Source organism: Falsihalocynthiibacter sp. BN13B15, assembly GCF_041205415.1.
GTDB lineage: Bacteria > Pseudomonadota > Alphaproteobacteria > Rhodobacterales > Rhodobacteraceae > Falsihalocynthiibacter > Falsihalocynthiibacter arcticus.
Genome location: NZ_JBGFCE010000005.1, coordinates 229355 through 246206, shown reverse-complemented (window position 1 = coordinate 246206; position 16852 = coordinate 229355). Strand labels below are relative to the sequence as shown.

Below are 16852 nucleotides of genomic sequence, written 5' to 3'. Positions count from 1 at the left end.
GCAAATTTGCGGTATAAATTTCACAGGAAGGATTAGATATGCGCGATTTCTTTATTAATTCGTTTGAGAAGCTCATTGGTGTTCTCGTTATTTTGATGGCGCTGGGCGTGCTTGTGGGAAGTGTGGTGGCGATGCTCAACCCAAGCCAAGGTGGGATTTTCGCGGGCTTGTTTTTCCTAGTTTTTGGATCTCTTTACGTCATCCTGATGGGCGGATTTTTCTATATGGCCCTCGGCATTTATCATAACACACGCCGCTCCGCTGAAGCTTTGGAGCGCCTTGAAAAGAAATAGAAAAGGCTCTTAACGGAATAAAAACCCGCCGGTTTATTTCGGCGGGTTTCTTTGAGAAGTCTGGGAATGTCGACTTACACACCAGTTTTTGGTGACTGTTTTTGCCCGATTTTCGGCTCACTGCCGACCCGCAAGCGCGCGACATTGGCGCGGTGTCGCCAATAGATCAGAATGGCAAGCACAACGCCGAGGATGAAGGTCGTGTCACGGCTCAAAACAACCATCCATACTGGCGCAAATCCCGCAGCCATGAGCGCTGCGAGCGAAGAATAGCGGAGCAAAACGGCAAATGCCAACCATGTGCCACAGGCTGCGAGGCCGATTATGGGGTTTAGGGCGAGCATGATCCCAAGATAAGTTGCCACACCTTTGCCGCCCGCGAATTTCAGCCAAACCGGATAGCAATGGCCCAAAAACGCGGCCAGTCCAGCGATTTGTGCCGCACCTTCGCCCCAAAGTGCGTGTGCGATAAGAACGGCCACGGCACCTTTTCCGCCGTCCAAAATCAGTGTGAGGACTGCGGCGGTTTTGTTGCCTGTGCGCAAAACGTTGGTGGCGCCTATGTTGCCCGAGCCAATTTCCCGCAGGTTTCCAAGCCCCATCGCTTTGGCCAAAATCATCCCGAAGGGAATTGACCCAAGCAGGTAGCCAAGGATTGTGGCGACGGCCAAAATGGCTGCGGAAGTCTCAATGATCGGCATAATCAGCTCCAAAAATGGCGTGTCCGGCGACAAAACTCATGCGCACCTTGCCCTGCATTCGTTGCCCATCAAAGGGGGTATTCTTAGATTTTGACTTGAGGGAAAAACGATCCAGCACAAAAGGCGCATTGATATCAAATAGAACGAGGTCCGCAGGCGCGCCAATCGCGAGGCGTCCACAGGGAAGCCCGAGGCGTTTTGCGGGATTAAGCGCGAGTGCCGCGAATAGTGTCGGTAGGTCGATTAACTCGCTATGGACCAAACGGAGGGCGGCAGGCAGCAGGGTTTCGAGCGCGACAGCGCCTGATGCGGCCTCTTGGAAGGGAAGGCGTTTGCTCTCTTCGTCCTGCGGGGTGTGCATCGAGGAGATGATGTCGATCAGGCCGGTGGCTACGGCATCGACCATCGCAAGACGATCATCCTCTGAACGCAACGGCGGCTTAACCTTAAAGAACGTACGATAATCGCCGACATCAAGTTCGTTGAGCGTGAGGTGATGGATACTGACCCCTGCGGTCACATCAAGCCCCGCGACTTTGGCACGTTGCAGTGCGGGCAGGGCGGCGGCAGTAGAGAGTGTGTCGGCGTGGTAACGGGCACCGGTCATTTCAACCAACGCGAGGTCGCGCTCAAGCCCCATCCGTTCGGCCATCGGCGACACGGCGGGCAAGCCGCGCAGCGACGCGAATTTTCCGGAGGTGACAGCCGCGCCTTTTGACATGTTCGGATCTTGGGGGTGGGCAATAACCAAGGCGCCGAGGCTTTTGGCATAAGTCAGCGCGCGTGAGAAAACTTTGTTATCAGCGACGACATGATCGCAATCGGAAAAGGCAATGGCCCCCGCATCCGTGAGGAAGCCGATTTCAACCATTTCATGGCCCAAGCGACCTTTGGTCAGGGCGGCCATGGGGAGGATATTTACGGGGGCGGCCTCGTTGGCGCGACGTGTCACAAATTCCAGCGCTTCGGGCGTGTCGAGGGCAGGGGATGTATCGGGGCGGGTGATCATTGTGGTAACTCCACCCGCCGCCGCCGCTGCGCCTGCGGTGCGGAAACTTTCCTTGTGACGCTCGCCCGGTTCGCCGATTTTAACGCCGATATCCACAATCCCGGGCGCAAGGTGCAGGCCACGACAATCGATCGTGTTCGCGCAGGCGGGAGGCGTCCCTGTGCCTTTGTCCGTAATCAAACCCGCGTCGAGCAGCAACCAACCGAGGGCTTCGGTTTTGTCTTCGGGGTCTATCAAAATCGCGTTGGCGAGCAGAGTTTTCATGTTTGGCTTCCTAGGCTTAGAAGATTAGGCGGCGGAACGATTGCGCAAATTTCGGGCCAAAAGGTCCATCGCGGCCATGCGCACGGCGACGCCCATCTCGACTTGTTCCTGAATGACACTGCGGTTGATGTCGTCGGCGATAGTGCCGTCGATCTCGACACCGCGATTCATCGGGCCAGGGTGCATGACAATGGCATCGGGTTTGGCATAGGACAGCTTCTCGGCGTCAAGGCCGTAGCGGTGGTAATATTCGCGCTCGCTTGGGATAAATCCGCCGTCCATGCGTTCTTTCTGAAGGCGCAGCATCATCACGACGTCAACGTCCGCAAGGCCTTCGCGCATATCATCAAAGACTTCGACGCCAAACTCGGAAATCTGACTGGGCATCAGAGTTGTGGGTCCAACGAGGCGCACACGATTTTCCATTTTCCCAAGCAGGATCAGGTTACTGCGGGCAACCCGCGAGTGGGCAATATCGCCACAGATGGCAATAGAGAGCCGATGCAAACGCCCCTTGGCGCGGCGGATCGTAAGGGCATCCAGCAAGGCCTGAGTCGGGTGCTCGTGAAAGCCATCACCCGCGTTCAAAACGGCACAATTCACTTTCTCGGCCAACAGGTTGACGGCACCGGAATGTGGATGGCGCACCACCAGCAAATCGGGGTGCATGGCATTCAGGGTGAGCGCCGTGTCAATCAGCGTTTCGCCCTTTTTCGTGCTGCTGGCCTGCATTGCCATATTCATCACGTCCGCCCCCAAACGCTTGCCTGCAAGCTCAAAGCTGGCCTGTGTGCGCGTCGAGTTTTCAAAGAACATGTTGATCTGGGTCAGGCCCGCCAAAACATCGGAATGTTTGGTTTTGGAGCGGTTTAATTCGACATAGGTCTCGGCCAAATCTAAAAGTGTGGTGATCTCATCTGGGGCGAGATATTCGATCCCCAAAAGATGCTTGGCGCGGAAAGTCATGGCTAGCCCCTGTGTCGATTTTCTCGCTTATAGAAACTACGGCGCGCGGGGGCAATTTATTCTTTTCTCCGCTTTACCCTTTGCCCCCCGCAGCATACTTTAAACGGATGGAGACAGAACTCGGATATTATGAGGCGAAAGCCTTGTTGGAATGGCAGATCGAGCTCGGAGCCGATGAGGCGATCGAAGATTCTCCGATTGATCGCTATGAAATTCCGGCGACACTGGCCCCCCCTGCGGCACTTGCGAAAAAAACCGCGAAACCCGCGCCTATTATTCATACCGAAGTGAGCGCAGCCGATCTCTTGGAAGAAGCACGTCGCAGGGCGGTTGCTGCGGCACAAGGGGCTTCGACCCTCGCAGAACTTGCATCCGCAACCGAGGCATTTGAAGGCTGTGACCTGAAAAAAGGCGCACGCGGATTTTGTTTTTCGGACGGAAACCCACAGGCGCGCATCATGGTGATTGGCGAAGTGCCCAGCGTCGACGAAGATCGCAACAAATCGCCGTTTTATGGTGCGCAAGGCCAGCTTTTGGACCGAATGTTTGCCGCCATCGGTCACGTTCGTGGTACGCCCGACCCGCAAACAGCGCTTTACCTCACCACGGTATTGCCTTGGCCCACGCCACAGGATCGCGAACCTACGATGGATGAACTCACTTTGATGCGTCCGTTTTTGGCCCGTCATATCGAGCTTGCAGACCCCGATGTGGTTGTGTTGATGGGGAATTCGCCGTGCCTTGCGCTTTTGGGAAAAGGGAATATCAACCGCCAGCGTGGTCAATGGACAACGGCCCAAGAACGGCCAGCGCTCCCTATGTTGCACCCGTCGAAACTGTTGCGTTCCCCAGAGAGTAAACGCGAAGCATGGGCGGACCTCTTGGCGTTGCAAGCCCGCCTTCGGGAGTTAAGTCATGTCTGAACGCGCAGTTTTACCCGTCCGCATTGCTGTTTTAACGGTGTCAGACAGCCGCTCCCTCGCAGAGGACCGCTCGGGGCAAACTCTAGTGGATCGGCTTACAGCGGCTGGACATATTTTGGCCGCGCGCGAAATCATCCACGACGAGCGGGACCAAATCGCGGCACGATTGCGCGAGTGGTGTGCGGATCCTGAAATTGACGTGATTATTTCCACGGGCGGCACGGGCCTCACGGGGCGCGATGTGACTGTCGAGGCGCATCGCGACGTCTATGAAAAAGAGATCGAGGCCTTTGGCACGGTCTTTACAATCGTTTCGATGAAGAAAATTGGCACATCCGCGGTCCAAAGCCGCGCCACCGGAGGCGTTGCACAGGGGACCTATTTGTTCGCGCTCCCCGGAAGTCCCGGCGCGTGCAAGGATGCATGGGATGAAATTTTGGTGCACCAGCTCGATTATCGTCACATGCCGTGCAATTTTGTTGAAATATTTCCGCGATTAACGGAAAAAATGCGACGGAAGTAGGTTTCTGCTACGTATACCTTTTATCCGCCCTTGTTGGTCGGCACACGAATTCTTGATTCTGGCGCCATTCCCATTGTGGTAAAATGCGCCAACGGAGACGATTTATGCGATTTCTTGGCCGGAGCCTGATTGGCGTCCTTTTACTGTCCCTCACCCTTGGGATTTTGGCATGGGCGGGGCAAGTTGTGTTTTCTGCTGTGCGATCCTTGGCCGAGCAAGAAGATCGTCAAAGACCCGTCCGCGAGCGGGCATTTGCCGCGAATGTCCTTGATGTGGTTGCGGGCGAGCATACCCCTGTGTTTACCGCGTTTGGCGAAGTGCGCAGCCGGCGTATTCTAGACGTGCGTGCGGCATCTGGCGGGACTGTTGTTTTCATGGACGAGGCGTTTGAGGAAGGTGGGCGTGTCACGCAAGGCCAGCTTCTTTTGCGTATTGATCCCGCAGATGCCCAAGACACGGTGAAGCGGGTTGCGGCGGATATTTTGGAAGCAAATGCGGAATTGAGCGAGGCGGAAGCGGCGCTGATTTTGGCGAACGAAGACCTCGCGGCGGTACAGGCACAAGCGGACCTGCGCGAAGCGGCCCTCACGCGGCAAAACGATTTGCGAAAGCGGGGGGTTGGCACTGATGCTTCTGTTGAAACCGCAGCCCTTGCGGTCGCGGCGGCCAATCAAGCGATTGTGTCGCGCCGCCAAGCCATCGCGCAGGCCGTGGCGCGGGTGAGTACAGCAAAAACATCTCTCGTGCGGCAAGATATTGAGAAAATCGAAGCCGAACGCCGCCTTGCAGAGACCGAAATCTATGCAGCCTTTACAGGGACGCTTTCGGGGGTAACCCTCGTTGAGGGAGGGTTGGTTACAAATAATGAGCAGATCGCGCAACTGATTGATCCCACGCTTCTTGAGGTCGCGTTTCGCGTCTCCACCGGCCAATACGCGCGGCTTTTGGATGGGCAAGGGCGCCTGATTGGATCGAATATTTCGGTGAGCCTCAATGTCTTGGACCTTGATTTAGAGGTCTCGGGTAAAATTACCCGCGAAAGCGCGAGCGTCGGCGAGGGCCAAACGGGCCGCGTGCTTTATGCCAGTCTTGAAGACGCGCCCGGTTTCCGCCCCGGGGATTTCGTGACTGTACATGCGGACGAGCCTGTTTTGCGGCGCGCCGCCCTTATCCCCGCTCTCGCCATAAATGCCGCTTCTGAAGTTTTGGCCGTTGGGGAAGAGGACCGTCTTGAGTCTGTTGTCGTGAATGTTTTGCGGCGGCAGGGCGATGATATTTTGATCGAAGCAGAGGCGCTTTATGGACGGCAAATCGTCGCCGAACGTTCGCCGCTTTTGGGGGCGGGAATTAAGATAACACCAGCGCGACCTTTAGGCGTGCAAGACACCGAGCAAGCCGCCAAGCCCGAACCAGAGTTGGTTGAACTTACGGACGAGCGACGCGGCAAGTTGATCGCTTTTGTCGAAAGCAATCAACGGATGCCCGCCGACGCGCGGGAACGCATTCTTGGCCAGCTGTCCCAACCTAAAGTCCCGTCAAGTGTGGTCGAGCGACTTGAAGGTCGGATGGGGGGCTGATCATGGCGCGTAAACTTTCCGGATCTGCGAGTGGTGTGTTGTCCTATTTCACGCGTCACGCCACCGCAGCAAATCTCCTTTTGGTGGTCATGATTGCCCTTGGATTGGCCGCAGCACCCCGTATGCGTGCGCAGTTTTTCCCCGATATCGTCATTGATAACGTAAGCGTCTCGGTGCGATGGGAGGGGGCCGGATCAGAGGATGTGGACTCCGCGATTATCCAATTATTGGAGCCAGTGTTGCTGTCAGTGGAGGGGGTTGAAACCTCGACGTCGACTTCAAGAGAAGGTAGTGCTTCGGTCTCGCTCGATTTTGAAGACGACTGGGACATGGCCCGCGCGACGGATGATGTTCAGTCCGCCGTGAATACGATTTCCAACCTCCCTGAGGGGGCTGACGATCCCGTTGTCCGGCGCGGTGCATGGCGCGATCGCGTCACGGATGTGGTTCTAACTGGGCCGGTAGACGCCGAGCAACTCGGGCGTTTGGCCGATGAATTTGTCGCGCGCCTATTCGCTGAGGGCGTTACACGCGCAAGTATTCGCGGCCTTTCTGCGCCAGAAACCATCGTTGAGGTTACAGCGACCTCGCTGATTCAGAATGACCTTTCGATGGCTCAAATCGCTTCGGTCATTGCCGCAGAAGCCGCCGCTGATCCCGCAGGGGATGTTGAGGGCGCCAATATTCGGGTCCGCACGGGGGTCGCGAAAAAGAGTATTGATGAAATCTCATCCGTGGTGATTGAGAGCAAATCTGACGGCACCCAACTCACAGTGGGCGATGTGGCAACGATCACCACGTACGGGGTCGATCATGATCGGGCCTATTTTGTCGGTGACAATCCCGCAATTGTTGTCCGCGTGGATCGTTCGGCCCAAGGGGATGCAATCGGTATTCAAAAACAGGTGGAGAAGGTCGCCGCCGAGATGCGGACGGTGGTTCCACAGGGGGTATCCGTCAGCCTGATTAACACCCGCGCCGAGGCGATTACGGGGCGGTTAAATCTGTTGCTTGAGAATGGTTTGATGGGCCTCGCCCTCGTTGTTACATTGTTGTTTTTGTTCCTCAACGCGCGCACGGCAATTTGGGTCGCGGCGGGTATTCCCGTCGCGATGTTGGCGGCGGTCGCGATCATGTATGCGGGTGGATTGACCTTCAACATGATCTCGCTATTTGCGTTGATTATTACGCTCGGCATCGTTGTGGACGATGCAATTGTGGTGGGCGAACACGCGGATTTTCGGGCGCGGCGTCTTGGGGAATCCCCCGTTGAGGCCGCAGAGAACGCCGCGCGGCGGATGGCTCCGCCTGTTTTTTCTGCAACCATCACGACGGTGATTGCCTTTTTCGGATTGGTAGCGATTGGCGGGCGGTTTGGCAGCTTGATTGCGGATATTCCGTTTACCGTTATCGCCGTTTTGATTGCGTCGCTTGTTGAGTGCTTTTTGATCCTACCTAACCACCTCAGCCATGCTCTGGCCCATTCCGGTAAAAATCATTGGTACGACGCGCCAAGTCGAGTGGTTAACCGTGGCTTTGGCGATGTACGCGATAACTTTTTCCGCCCGATGATGCGATTGGTGGTGCGCCTTCGCTATCCTGTGTTTGCGGCGGGCATCCTTTTGCTGGCGTCGCAGGCTGCGGTTTTTATCAGAGGCGATGTGCAATGGCGGTTTTTTAATGCGCCAGAACTTTCGACCATCACGGGAAATTTTGCCATGGTGGACGGCGCAACGCGCGACGACACAAAAGTGATGATGCGAGAAATGCAACGCGCTGTGGAGGTGCTGGGCACGCGATACGAGGTCGAGCATGGTACCAATCCTGTGGCCTATTCCCTCGCCGAAATTGGCGGGAATGCTGGGCGTGGATTTTCGGGGGTCGAGTCTAAGGATTCTTCGCTTTTGGGGGCAATTTCCGTCGAACTCATCGACGCGGATTTGCGCCCTTACAGCAGCTTTACCTTTCTCGCCGATTTGCAGGATGAGATGGTTCAAACACCTCGCACGGAACTTGTGAGCTTTAGAGGCGGCCGGTCAGGCCCAGGTGGTGATGCGCTGGATGTTCAGTTTTATGGCGCCTCTGCGGTGACCCTCAAAGAGGCCGCGGAAGCCTTGAAAACCGCGCTCATCTCTTTCCCTGAAGTCTCGGCGCTTGAAGATACGCTGTCTTATGACAAGGAAGAACTCATTCTTGAGTTGACCCCACAAGGCCAGTCACTTGGCTTTGCCATCGATGATCTGGGGCGCATTTTGCGCGACCGTTTAAATGGTATTGAGGCGGCGACCTATCCAGACGGACCTCGGAGCGCAATAATCCGCGTTGAACTTCCAAAAGGGGAGCTTGGTGCGGACTTCTTGGAACAGTCCTACCTGCGGGCCGAAAGCGGTAGTTATGTGCCTTTGGGAGATATTGTAACGGTAAAACGCCAGACTGGTTTTTCGACCGTGAGGCGCGAAAATGGCCTGCGCGTTGTCACGGTGACGGGGGATATCTCCGACGATGATCCTGCGCGGGCTGTGGCTATCTCGGCGCAATTGCGCGATGAAATTCTACCGCAAATTGAGTCCGACTTCGGGGTTGGGTGGAATCAATCTGGCTTAGATGAACAGGGTCGCGATTTCCTGAATGATGCGTTTCTGGGTTTGATTTTGTGCCTGACGGGCATCTACCTCGTGTTGGCTTGGGTTTTCTCAAGTTGGACGCGCCCGATTGTTGTGATGGCGATTATTCCCTTCGGCCTCGTGGGGACGATTTATGGCCATGCGGTATGGGATGTGCCACTGTCAATGTTCTCGGTTGTGGGGCTGATAGGGATGACGGGCATTGTCATCAACGACTCGATCGTTCTGATCACAACGATTGACGAATACGCCGAAGAACGCGGTTTGTTTCCTGCGATTGTTGATGGGGTTGCGGATCGATTGCGTCCTGTCATGCTCACCACGCTGACAACCGTTTTGGGCCTTTCGCCCCTGTTGTTTGAAACCTCAAGCCAAGCGCAATTCCTGAAACCAACGGTGATTACATTGGTGTATGGGCTCGGATTTGGCATGGTGCTTGTTTTGTTGGTTGTGCCGTCTTTGGTCGCCATTCAGAGCGACACCGCGCGCCACGTTGCGGCGTTTAAACGCGCGATCCGGTTTCCTGTGGGTGGGGCCGTTGCGTCTTGGAGCGTGGCTATTTTGGTGGGGTTGTCCGCTGTGATTTTTGCTGCCACTTTGGGGGCCGCTCTCCTGACGGGCGCGCTTTGGGCGCCTTTGCTTGCGGCCGTTCCTAGACTCGCAGATGGACCCGTTATGCCAACGGCTTTTGGGGTGTTTGTCGCGGGAATTTTGCTGGCTACTTTGGCAGTTTACCTCATTGGCGCGGTGGTTATGGCGCGGCAAGTTAATCGCAAACTAGCTGGGTGAGTGACAGCCGATAAACTCTACCATATCGCTCTCGCCCAGAACCGTGAGGCGTAGATCGCTGCGTTGCAGCCCTGTCGGGAGGCCGGTGTCGCTAGCAAGGGATGTTTCCACATTGAGGGTGTTTCCATTGCGTGAAACGCGGGTCGGACTCACCCAGAGCGATTGATCACTGTGCTCCACGACGGCAATTTCCTGCCCTTTGAGGGGAGGGAGTTTCGCTGTGATCCGCACTCCCATGCCCGCGGCGCTGGGGATGAAATCACATGTCGCGGTTGTTTTGGATGCGCGCGCGCCCAGTAAGAGGGCGTGTTTGATTGCTTTGGTCCCCACTTCCCCCGTTGCGGGCAAATCAGTATCAAATGAAAGCTTTACGGGAATGCAGACATCCGCGCAGACTCCGATTTGAATTTCACCCGCAAGGCGCGCAGGTGCCCTTGGGTTTTTGAGGGTCACTGTCATCGGTACAATCACTTGGTCGTGGTACACAAATGATTGCAAACCGAATTTTGTTTCGGCTTTGGGGCGCGGCCAAGAAAAAGAAATCCCCGAAATATTCTCGCTTTGCGTCAGGCTAAATTGTGGGGGAATTCCCGCTTCACCGGGCACACGCCAATAGGTCACCCAATCTGGTGCAAGCGCGATTTTCATTGCCGCGATTTGGGTGCCATCCTGTGCCCGCCACCCCGTTAGTATTTCCAACGAAACCATTTTGTCGCCGTCCAAGCTGGATTGTGCGGAGCCTTGAGACGCCGCTGACGTAAGGGCAAGGACCGCAGAGAAAAACGCACGTCGAAAGAGGGGAAAATGTTTCATAACACCAGATATAGGGCACACCCCCTTTTTGGAAAATCACATTTCAGCGAAAACACCGTGACTGCGCCATTTAATCCACTTGAAACACGCCAACTTTCTTAGCACACTAACCAGATGATTAGTGTGACGGAAAGCTTAAGCGGTAAACTTCTGATTGCGATGCCCGGAATGGGGGATACGCGATTTGACCACAGTGTTGTTTACCTCTGTGCCCATTCCTCCGAGGGCGCGATGGGGATCATCGTTAACAAGCCTTCCTTTAACGTGAAATTTGACACGCTGATAGACCAACTCGGGATCGCGCCCAGTGATCGTGGCGACGACATTCATGTGCATTTTGGCGGTCCTGTTGAACACGCGCGCGGATTTGTGCTGCACTCTAATGATTACGATGGCGGCGAAACGACCCTTCAAGTGGATCAAAATTTTGGAATGACCGCCACGCTAAATATTCTTGAGGATCTATGTACTGGCAATGGTCCGCAAAGTGCTTTGTTGGCCTTGGGGTATGCGGGATGGGGACCGGGGCAGTTAGAGAACGAAATCCTCGCCAACGGATGGTTGACCTCAGATGCGGACCCAGACGTGGTTTTTGAAGCAGACAACATGGAAAAATGGGAAGCGGCTCTTGCCAAGCTTGGGGTGAGTCCGTTGATGCTGTCTTCGGTGTCTGGCAACGCTTAACGCGGGGCGGCAGCGCGGCGCAGGCGGTCGTTTATCGCTTGTCCAAGTCCAACTTCTGGTATCGGTGCGAAGGCGATTTTTTCGGCATTTAAGGCGTTGGCTTGATGCAAGATATCAAACAAATTCGCCGCCGCCTCATGCAAGTCCCCACTGTGGGAAAGCGTAAGGTCAGCGTCTTTGGTTGCGCCAAACCCAATTAAAACCTCGCCCGCAAGTTTTTCGGTCGCATTTAGGCGCACTGGGGCGCTGGGCGCATAGTGGCTCAAAAGTTGGCCCGGTGCGGATATCTCGCCCTCTTTTGCGTCGGCGAGGTCGTGCCCGAGGCACTGTTCGATCGCTTCTTTGGGCAACCCACCGTGCCGTAAAAGGGTTGGGGCCGCGACGCATCCAACAATCGTGCTTTCGAGGCCGACTTCGCAAGAGCCGCCATCTAAAATCGCGTCGATGCGCCCCGATAGGCCGTCAACAACATGCGCCGCAGTTGTGGGGCTGATCTTGCCTGAGGGGTTCGCAGAGGGAGCGGCGACGGGGCCTTGGAAGGTTTGCAAAAGATCATGCGCCAAAGGAGCCGCAGGGACGCGCAGTCCAACCGACCCAAGCCCCGCCGTGACCAAACTCGACAGCCCTGCATCCGCGCGCAGAGGTACAACAAGCGTGAGGGGGCCGGGCCAAAAGGCCTGTGCAAGCGCGCGGGCATCCTCATTAAACACCCCGTATTTTTCGGCCGCCTCAAGGGAGGCGACGTGGACGATCAGCGGATTGAACTGGGGCCGTCCTTTGGCGTGGAAAATACCCGCAACTGCTGTGCTGTTGCGCGCATCGGCGCCAAGCCCGTAAACCGTTTCGGTCGGAAAGGCGCAAAGCCCTCCGCGCGTCAAGATTTTTGCTGCTTGATTGACGCCGTCTGGCATTTCTGGGAGGAGAAGGGTTTGAATAACAAGTCTTTCTGACGTGGCGTTTTTATTGATGGTCGCGCGGGATGTACTAGGTTCGATCTTGAATTCACAAGACATAACGGCGTCGGGCGTTTTTGCCAAGCTGTTGAACGGAGGCCAAATGCCCTATCGCGCGCCGACTGCTGATTTTCAGTTTATTTTCGACAATATTGTGGGCCTTGAGCAGACATACGCAACCGAGAAGTTCGCCGAAGCGACGCCCGATGTTGTGGAAGCGATTCTCCTCGAGGCGGGTAAATTATGCGACGATGTGATTGCGCCGTTGAATCGGATTGGGGATTTGGAACCTGCACGCCTTGAGAATGGTGTCGTGCGTACATCCACTGGTTTTGCCCAAGGCTATGCCGCGATTGCCGACGGTGGATGGATTGGCGCGGCGGCCTCGGAGGAGTTTGGCGGTATGGGCCTGCCGTTTGCGGTTTTGACCGCAGTGAACGACATGATGTCGGGCGCGTGTTTGGCGCTTCAGTTGAATCCATTGCTTACCCAAGGGCAAATCGAAGCGCTGGAACATCACGCCAGCGACACCATCAAAGCCCTCTACCTCCCCAAGCTGATTTCCGGCGAATGGAGTGGCACGATGAACCTGACCGAATCTGCGGCGGGAAGCGATGTGGGCGCTTTGTCGACGAAAGCTGTGTCTATGGGCGACGGCGAATACGCCATTACAGGCGAGAAAATATACATCAGCTGGGCCGACAATGATTTTACCCAAAACGTCTGTCATCTCGTTTTGGCGCGCTTGCCGGACGCTCCTGCAGGGACGCGCGGGATTAGCCTGTTTATGGTGCCTAAGCTGATACCCGATGAAAACGGTGTGCCTGGGATAGCGAATACGCTGAAGGTTGTGTCGCTTGAGCATAAAACAGGTTTGCACGGTTCGCCGACCGCCGTTTTGAGTTTTGATGGCGCGAAAGGCTGGATTGTCGGGCAGGAAAATGGTGGCATGAAAGCCATGTTCACCATGATGAACAACGCTCGTCTAGGGGTTGCAGTCGAGGGTATTGGGGTTGCAGAAGCGGCCTTCCAACATGCCTTGGCCTATGCCGTTGAGCGCAAGCAAGGTCGCACACCTGTCGAGGGTGGCAGCGGCGCAATCGTGGAGCACGCGGATGTGCGTCGGATGCTTGCCACAATGAAATCACAAGTGTTTGCGGCCCGTTCCATCGCCCTGTCTTGCGCGGTTGCGATCGACATGGGGAACGCGACGGGCGAGGCAGATTGGCGCGATCGGGCGGCCTTTTTGACCCCTATTTCCAAGGCCTATGGCACGGATGTCGGGATCGAAGTTTCGACGATGGGCGTTCAGGTGCACGGCGGCATGGGCTATGTCGAGGAAACGGGCGCGGGGCAATTTACCCGCGATGTGCGCGTCACCGCGATTTACGAAGGCACGAACGGCATTCAGGCGATGGACCTTGTGGCCCGCAAAATGATGGATGGCGGCGACGCGGCCTTCCGTTTGCTCGAAGAAGTTGAAAACAACGCCGAGTCCGCCCGTGGCCAGTTTCCGCAAATGGCAGGTGCGGTTTGGGCTTCCGCCGAGACCCTGCGAGAAGCGACGGAATGGTTGGTTAGCCAAGACGATATGAGTGATCGGTTTTCGGGCGCTGTTCCATTTCTGAAGGCATTCGCGCTTGTTTTGGGCAGTCATGCTCACCTTAAAGCGGCGATGGCGGAGGAGGGCGAAGGCCCGCGCACACGGCTTGCACGCTTCTATGTGAAACGATTGCTGCCCGAGCATGTGGCCCTGCTTCAACATGTTCGCGAAGGGAAAAAGGACCTCTTTGCGATCACCGCCGAGGACCTTGGCGCGTGAACGTGCAGGGGCGCAAAATAGCGGCGGGAATCAGATATCCGTTTGAAACGCCGCCCGCTGAGGGGGAGGCAATTACGGTTGCGCCGGGGGTGTTATGGATGCGCCTGCCTTTGCCGATGAAGCTGGATCACGTGAACGTCTATGCCTTTGACGACGGGGAAAGCTGGACGATTGTTGACACAGGGTTTGATACAAAAAGAACCCGCGAGATTTGGCGAGACTTGATGGCGGGCCCCCTGGAAGACAAGCCCGTGGCGCGCCTTTTGGTGACCCATCACCATCCCGATCATGTGGGGCTTGCGGGGTGGTTCCAAACGGAATTCGGTACAGAATTGATCACTACACGCACGGCGTGGCTGTCCGCGCGCATGTTAACGCTTGATAATCAGGAGCTTCCAACCGAGGAAAACCTGACGTTTTGGCGGCAGGCGGGGATGGAAGCCGCGACCTATACGAAACGCTCCCAAGAACGTCCGTTTAATTTTGCCGATATCGTCACGCCAATGCCGGTTGGGTACACGCGTATCCAAGAAGGGGACACGTTGGAAATTGGCGGGCGAATGTGGGATGTGCGTATCGGCAATGGCCATGCGCCCGAGCATGCTTGCCTTTTTAGTCGCGACGACGAATTGGTAATCGGGGGCGATCAACTCCTGCCATCAATCTCTCCCAATATCGGTGTTTATGCCACCGAACCGATGGCCGACCCGCTCGGAGAATGGCTCGAGGCTTGCGAACGTTTGAGCGCCTATGCGCGCGCGGACCAGTTCATATTGGGCGGTCATAAGCTGCCTTATACGGGCCTTCCTACGCGGCTTAAGCAATTGATAAAAAATCATCATAGTGGTTTGGAGCGTTTGTTGGAATTCCTTGAAACCCCAAAAACGGCACATGAATGTTTCCCTCCGCTGTATAAACGAACAATCGGCGAGGGCGAATACGGGCTTGCATTGGTCGAAGCAATCGCGCACGTAAATCACCTATACTTAGCGGGGAAAGTTACCCGATCAGCCCGCGAAAACGACGCGTGGGAGTATTGCGTGAAGGAGAATTTCGATGGACGGGAAAATTAAAACAACTGCTGAAGCTGTAGAAGCAGAAGCCTTGCCGCGCGCGCATGTGGTGCATTGTGGCCCCAATCCACCTAAAACAATTGAGCAGAAGCCGGTGCCAAAGGGCGTATCGAAAACCCCAATGGGGCAAAAAACACCCGCTCACTGGGCCTATGAGCGCTTGATTATGTATATCAAAAACTTCGAAGAGCAGCTCGACAATGAGCACGAAGTGGCCATGGGATTTGTTGGTGGCGACGCAGGGGTGTTGCGAATTGAGGGGCTTGGCTATTATGATCCTGATATCATTACATTCTATGGAACCGAAACTTCGGGTGCCAAAACGCAATTGATCCAACATGTATCTCAACTCTCGGTCATGCTCCGCGCCCTTCCCAAGCTGAAGGCTGCCGCCGCGCCAAATAGAATTGGCTTTCGATTGGCGGCAGATTTAGAAGAAGGCGCCAAGTGAATGTCAGAGGGTGACATGCCGCTCTGAATCGTTTAATTGGTCGATAATCATGACATGTGACACAAAAAAGGAATAACCAGATGGCCGAACATAAGCACGGTGAAGCGGACGTTGAAGTTCAAGAAAACACCTTTGCCGGATTTATTAAATTGGTGACTTGGGGAGGCGGAATTTCGATCGGCATTCTGATCTTTTTAGCGCTTTTCAACACATAAGTGCAGACTCAAAGCGGCGGCTCATAGGCCGCCGTTTGTTCGTATTTTAAGGCCCATTCGGTCTAGTTAAGCAAGTAGAGCGAAAGATATAGCGCAATGCCGCCGCAAAAGAACGCGGCGAGGAAATTCTTGCTAAAATACCCCACCGAGAGCGTGACACCAGCCGCGATTAAACGCGCGGGATCAAGATCGCCGCCCGTGGCGTTAGGCCAAAGAACCAGCGGAGCCACAAGCCCGGGCATCACGGCAACAGGTGTATAACGCAAATGGCGCAGCAACCATTCCGGTAATTCACGTCCGCCAATGAGGCCAAGGAACGAGAAGCGGATTAAGTAGGTTCCGAGCCCCAAACCAACGATGATGAACCAAATATTTGCGTCCGAATAAGTCATGTGGCGTTCCTTTTCATCCAGACTTCAATTTGCGCGCCTACGATCATGGCAGCAAAGGCGGCGACCAACAGGCCGGTTCCCGCGGGCATAAAACCCAGAAGCAACGAGAGGATGATGGAAACTACCGCTGCGGCCACATGGGCTGCCGTACGCAACATCGGGGCGACCATGGCCAAAAACGTGATGGGAACCGCGAAATCCAAGGCGAACGCGGGCGGGATTTCCGAGCCGACCTTTGCCCCGACGAAGGTGAAAATATACCAAACAGGCGTGAGGAGGGTCATTGTCCCAGCAAAATACGCAAACCGCTCTGGGACGCTCATTTTCGGGCGCTTTTCGTATTCCGAGATGCTGACAGAATATCCCTGATCCACCAACAAATAGCTGACGGTTGCGCGTTGCCAGAGGGGGGCTTTGCCAAGGTAAGGCACAAGTGACGCGGAATACATTGTCATCCGCAAGTTGACCGCGAGGCTTGTCAAAAGCACGATAATTGTGGGGGCGTTTTCATCCATCAAGGAGACGGCCGTGAATTGCGCCGCCCCCGCGATTACCAAAATTGAGAAGGACATGACATGAAGGATGTCCAACCCGTTCTCGGTCGCGACGACGCCAAAAAGCAATGCAAACGGCGCGCCGACGACGAGAAAAGGCGATCCGTCGCGAAGACCACGCCAAAACGCGGATTTGATGGTGGAGTTGGGCATGGACTGGCTCTAAGCTATCGGAAAATTAAGCTAAACCTATAGAGGGACGGTCTGTGGCAACAACCCCAAATAT

At 55.5% G+C, this 16852-nt stretch carries 17 protein-coding genes; 10 read left to right on the top strand and 7 right to left on the bottom strand.

What is annotated here, in order from left to right:
* The first annotated feature begins 38 nt into the window (after positions 1-38).
* On the top strand, positions 39-293 hold the full coding sequence (locus tag AB9F26_RS11015) for a hypothetical protein (RefSeq protein WP_369768024.1): 255 nt from the start codon (positions 39-41) through the stop codon (positions 291-293).
* 74 nt (positions 294-367) lie between these two features.
* Here the strand turns inward: AB9F26_RS11015 and plsY are convergent, their stop codons facing one another.
* The 3 genes from plsY to AB9F26_RS11000 are packed head-to-tail and all read right to left on the bottom strand — an operon-like array spanning position 368 to position 3233.
* Positions 368-994: a glycerol-3-phosphate 1-O-acyltransferase PlsY gene (gene plsY / locus AB9F26_RS11010; protein WP_369768023.1), complete on the bottom strand. Its 627-nt coding sequence runs from the start codon at positions 992-994 to the stop codon at positions 368-370.
* Positions 981-2267, bottom strand: a complete 1287-nt coding sequence (pyrC, locus tag AB9F26_RS11005; RefSeq protein ID WP_369768022.1) for a dihydroorotase — start codon at positions 2265-2267, stop codon at positions 981-983. The genes plsY and pyrC overlap by 14 nt, the downstream gene beginning before the upstream one ends.
* A gap of 24 nt (positions 2268-2291) precedes the next feature.
* Positions 2292-3233 carry an aspartate carbamoyltransferase catalytic subunit gene (locus AB9F26_RS11000; protein ID WP_039001778.1) on the bottom strand — a complete coding sequence of 314 codons (942 nt, stop codon included), beginning with the start codon at positions 3231-3233 and terminating at the stop codon, positions 2292-2294.
* 107 nt (positions 3234-3340) lie between these two features.
* On the opposite strand from AB9F26_RS11000, the gene AB9F26_RS10995 reads away from it, so the two are divergent.
* From AB9F26_RS10995 to AB9F26_RS10980, 4 genes are all read left to right on the top strand, one after another.
* The gene (locus AB9F26_RS10995) at positions 3341-4156 is read left to right on the top strand and encodes a uracil-DNA glycosylase (RefSeq protein WP_335583824.1); all 816 of its coding nucleotides are present in this window, start codon (positions 3341-3343) and stop codon (positions 4154-4156) included.
* Positions 4149-4679: a molybdenum cofactor biosynthesis protein B gene (gene moaB / locus AB9F26_RS10990; protein WP_369768021.1), complete on the top strand. Its 531-nt coding sequence runs from the start codon at positions 4149-4151 to the stop codon at positions 4677-4679. The genes AB9F26_RS10995 and moaB overlap by 8 nt, the downstream gene beginning before the upstream one ends.
* Positions 4680-4783: 104 nt before the next feature.
* A complete protein-coding gene (locus tag AB9F26_RS10985) occupies positions 4784-6256 on the top strand; it encodes an HlyD family efflux transporter periplasmic adaptor subunit (RefSeq protein ID WP_335583822.1) in 1473 nt (490 codons plus the stop codon).
* A 2-nt stretch (positions 6257-6258) separates the two neighbouring features.
* Positions 6259-9669, top strand: coding sequence for an efflux RND transporter permease subunit (locus tag AB9F26_RS10980; protein ID WP_369768020.1), 3411 nt, complete (start codon positions 6259-6261; stop codon positions 9667-9669).
* On the opposite strand, the gene AB9F26_RS10975 is transcribed toward AB9F26_RS10980, so the two are convergent.
* The gene (locus AB9F26_RS10975; RefSeq protein WP_335583820.1) at positions 9658-10482 is read right to left on the bottom strand and encodes a protein-disulfide reductase DsbD domain-containing protein; all 825 of its coding nucleotides are present in this window, start codon (positions 10480-10482) and stop codon (positions 9658-9660) included. The two genes, AB9F26_RS10980 and AB9F26_RS10975, sit on opposite strands and share 12 nt — an antisense overlap.
* A 114-nt stretch (positions 10483-10596) precedes the next feature.
* Here AB9F26_RS10975 and AB9F26_RS10970 point away from each other — a divergent pair, with 114 nt between their 5' ends.
* Positions 10597-11166 (top strand): YqgE/AlgH family protein, encoded by a 570-nt coding sequence (locus AB9F26_RS10970; RefSeq protein WP_369757612.1) that lies wholly within the window; start codon positions 10597-10599, stop codon positions 11164-11166.
* On the opposite strand, the gene AB9F26_RS10965 is transcribed toward AB9F26_RS10970, so the two are convergent.
* Positions 11163-12077, bottom strand: a complete 915-nt coding sequence (locus AB9F26_RS10965; protein ID WP_335583878.1) for an L-threonylcarbamoyladenylate synthase — start codon at positions 12075-12077, stop codon at positions 11163-11165. The genes AB9F26_RS10970 and AB9F26_RS10965 overlap by 4 nt on opposite strands.
* Before the next feature lie 145 nt (positions 12078-12222).
* On the opposite strand from AB9F26_RS10965, the gene AB9F26_RS10960 reads away from it, so the two are divergent.
* From AB9F26_RS10960 to AB9F26_RS10945, 4 genes are all read left to right on the top strand, one after another.
* Positions 12223-13941 carry an acyl-CoA dehydrogenase gene (locus AB9F26_RS10960; RefSeq protein WP_369768092.1) on the top strand — a complete coding sequence of 573 codons (1719 nt, stop codon included), beginning with the start codon at positions 12223-12225 and terminating at the stop codon, positions 13939-13941.
* A complete protein-coding gene (locus AB9F26_RS10955; RefSeq protein ID WP_369768019.1) occupies positions 13938-15014 on the top strand; it encodes an MBL fold metallo-hydrolase in 1077 nt (358 codons plus the stop codon). The genes AB9F26_RS10960 and AB9F26_RS10955 overlap by 4 nt, the downstream gene beginning before the upstream one ends.
* Entirely contained in the window at positions 14998-15465 is a 468-nt protein-coding gene (locus AB9F26_RS10950) for a DUF6173 family protein (protein ID WP_335583816.1), read from the top strand. The genes AB9F26_RS10955 and AB9F26_RS10950 overlap by 17 nt, the downstream gene beginning before the upstream one ends.
* Positions 15466-15545: 80 nt before the next feature.
* Positions 15546-15680 (top strand): aa3-type cytochrome c oxidase subunit IV, encoded by a 135-nt coding sequence (locus AB9F26_RS10945; protein WP_039001785.1) that lies wholly within the window; start codon positions 15546-15548, stop codon positions 15678-15680.
* 62 nt (positions 15681-15742) lie between these two features.
* Here AB9F26_RS10945 and AB9F26_RS10940 read toward each other — a convergent pair whose 3' ends face one another.
* Together AB9F26_RS10940 and AB9F26_RS10935 are read right to left on the bottom strand one after the other, a co-directional pair.
* Positions 15743-16072, bottom strand: a complete 330-nt coding sequence (locus AB9F26_RS10940) for an AzlD domain-containing protein (RefSeq protein ID WP_039001786.1) — start codon at positions 16070-16072, stop codon at positions 15743-15745.
* Positions 16069-16779, bottom strand: a complete 711-nt coding sequence (locus tag AB9F26_RS10935) for an AzlC family ABC transporter permease (RefSeq protein ID WP_369768018.1) — start codon at positions 16777-16779, stop codon at positions 16069-16071. Before AB9F26_RS10935 ends, AB9F26_RS10940 begins: the two co-directional genes overlap by 4 nt.
* Positions 16780-16852 lie beyond the last annotated feature (73 nt).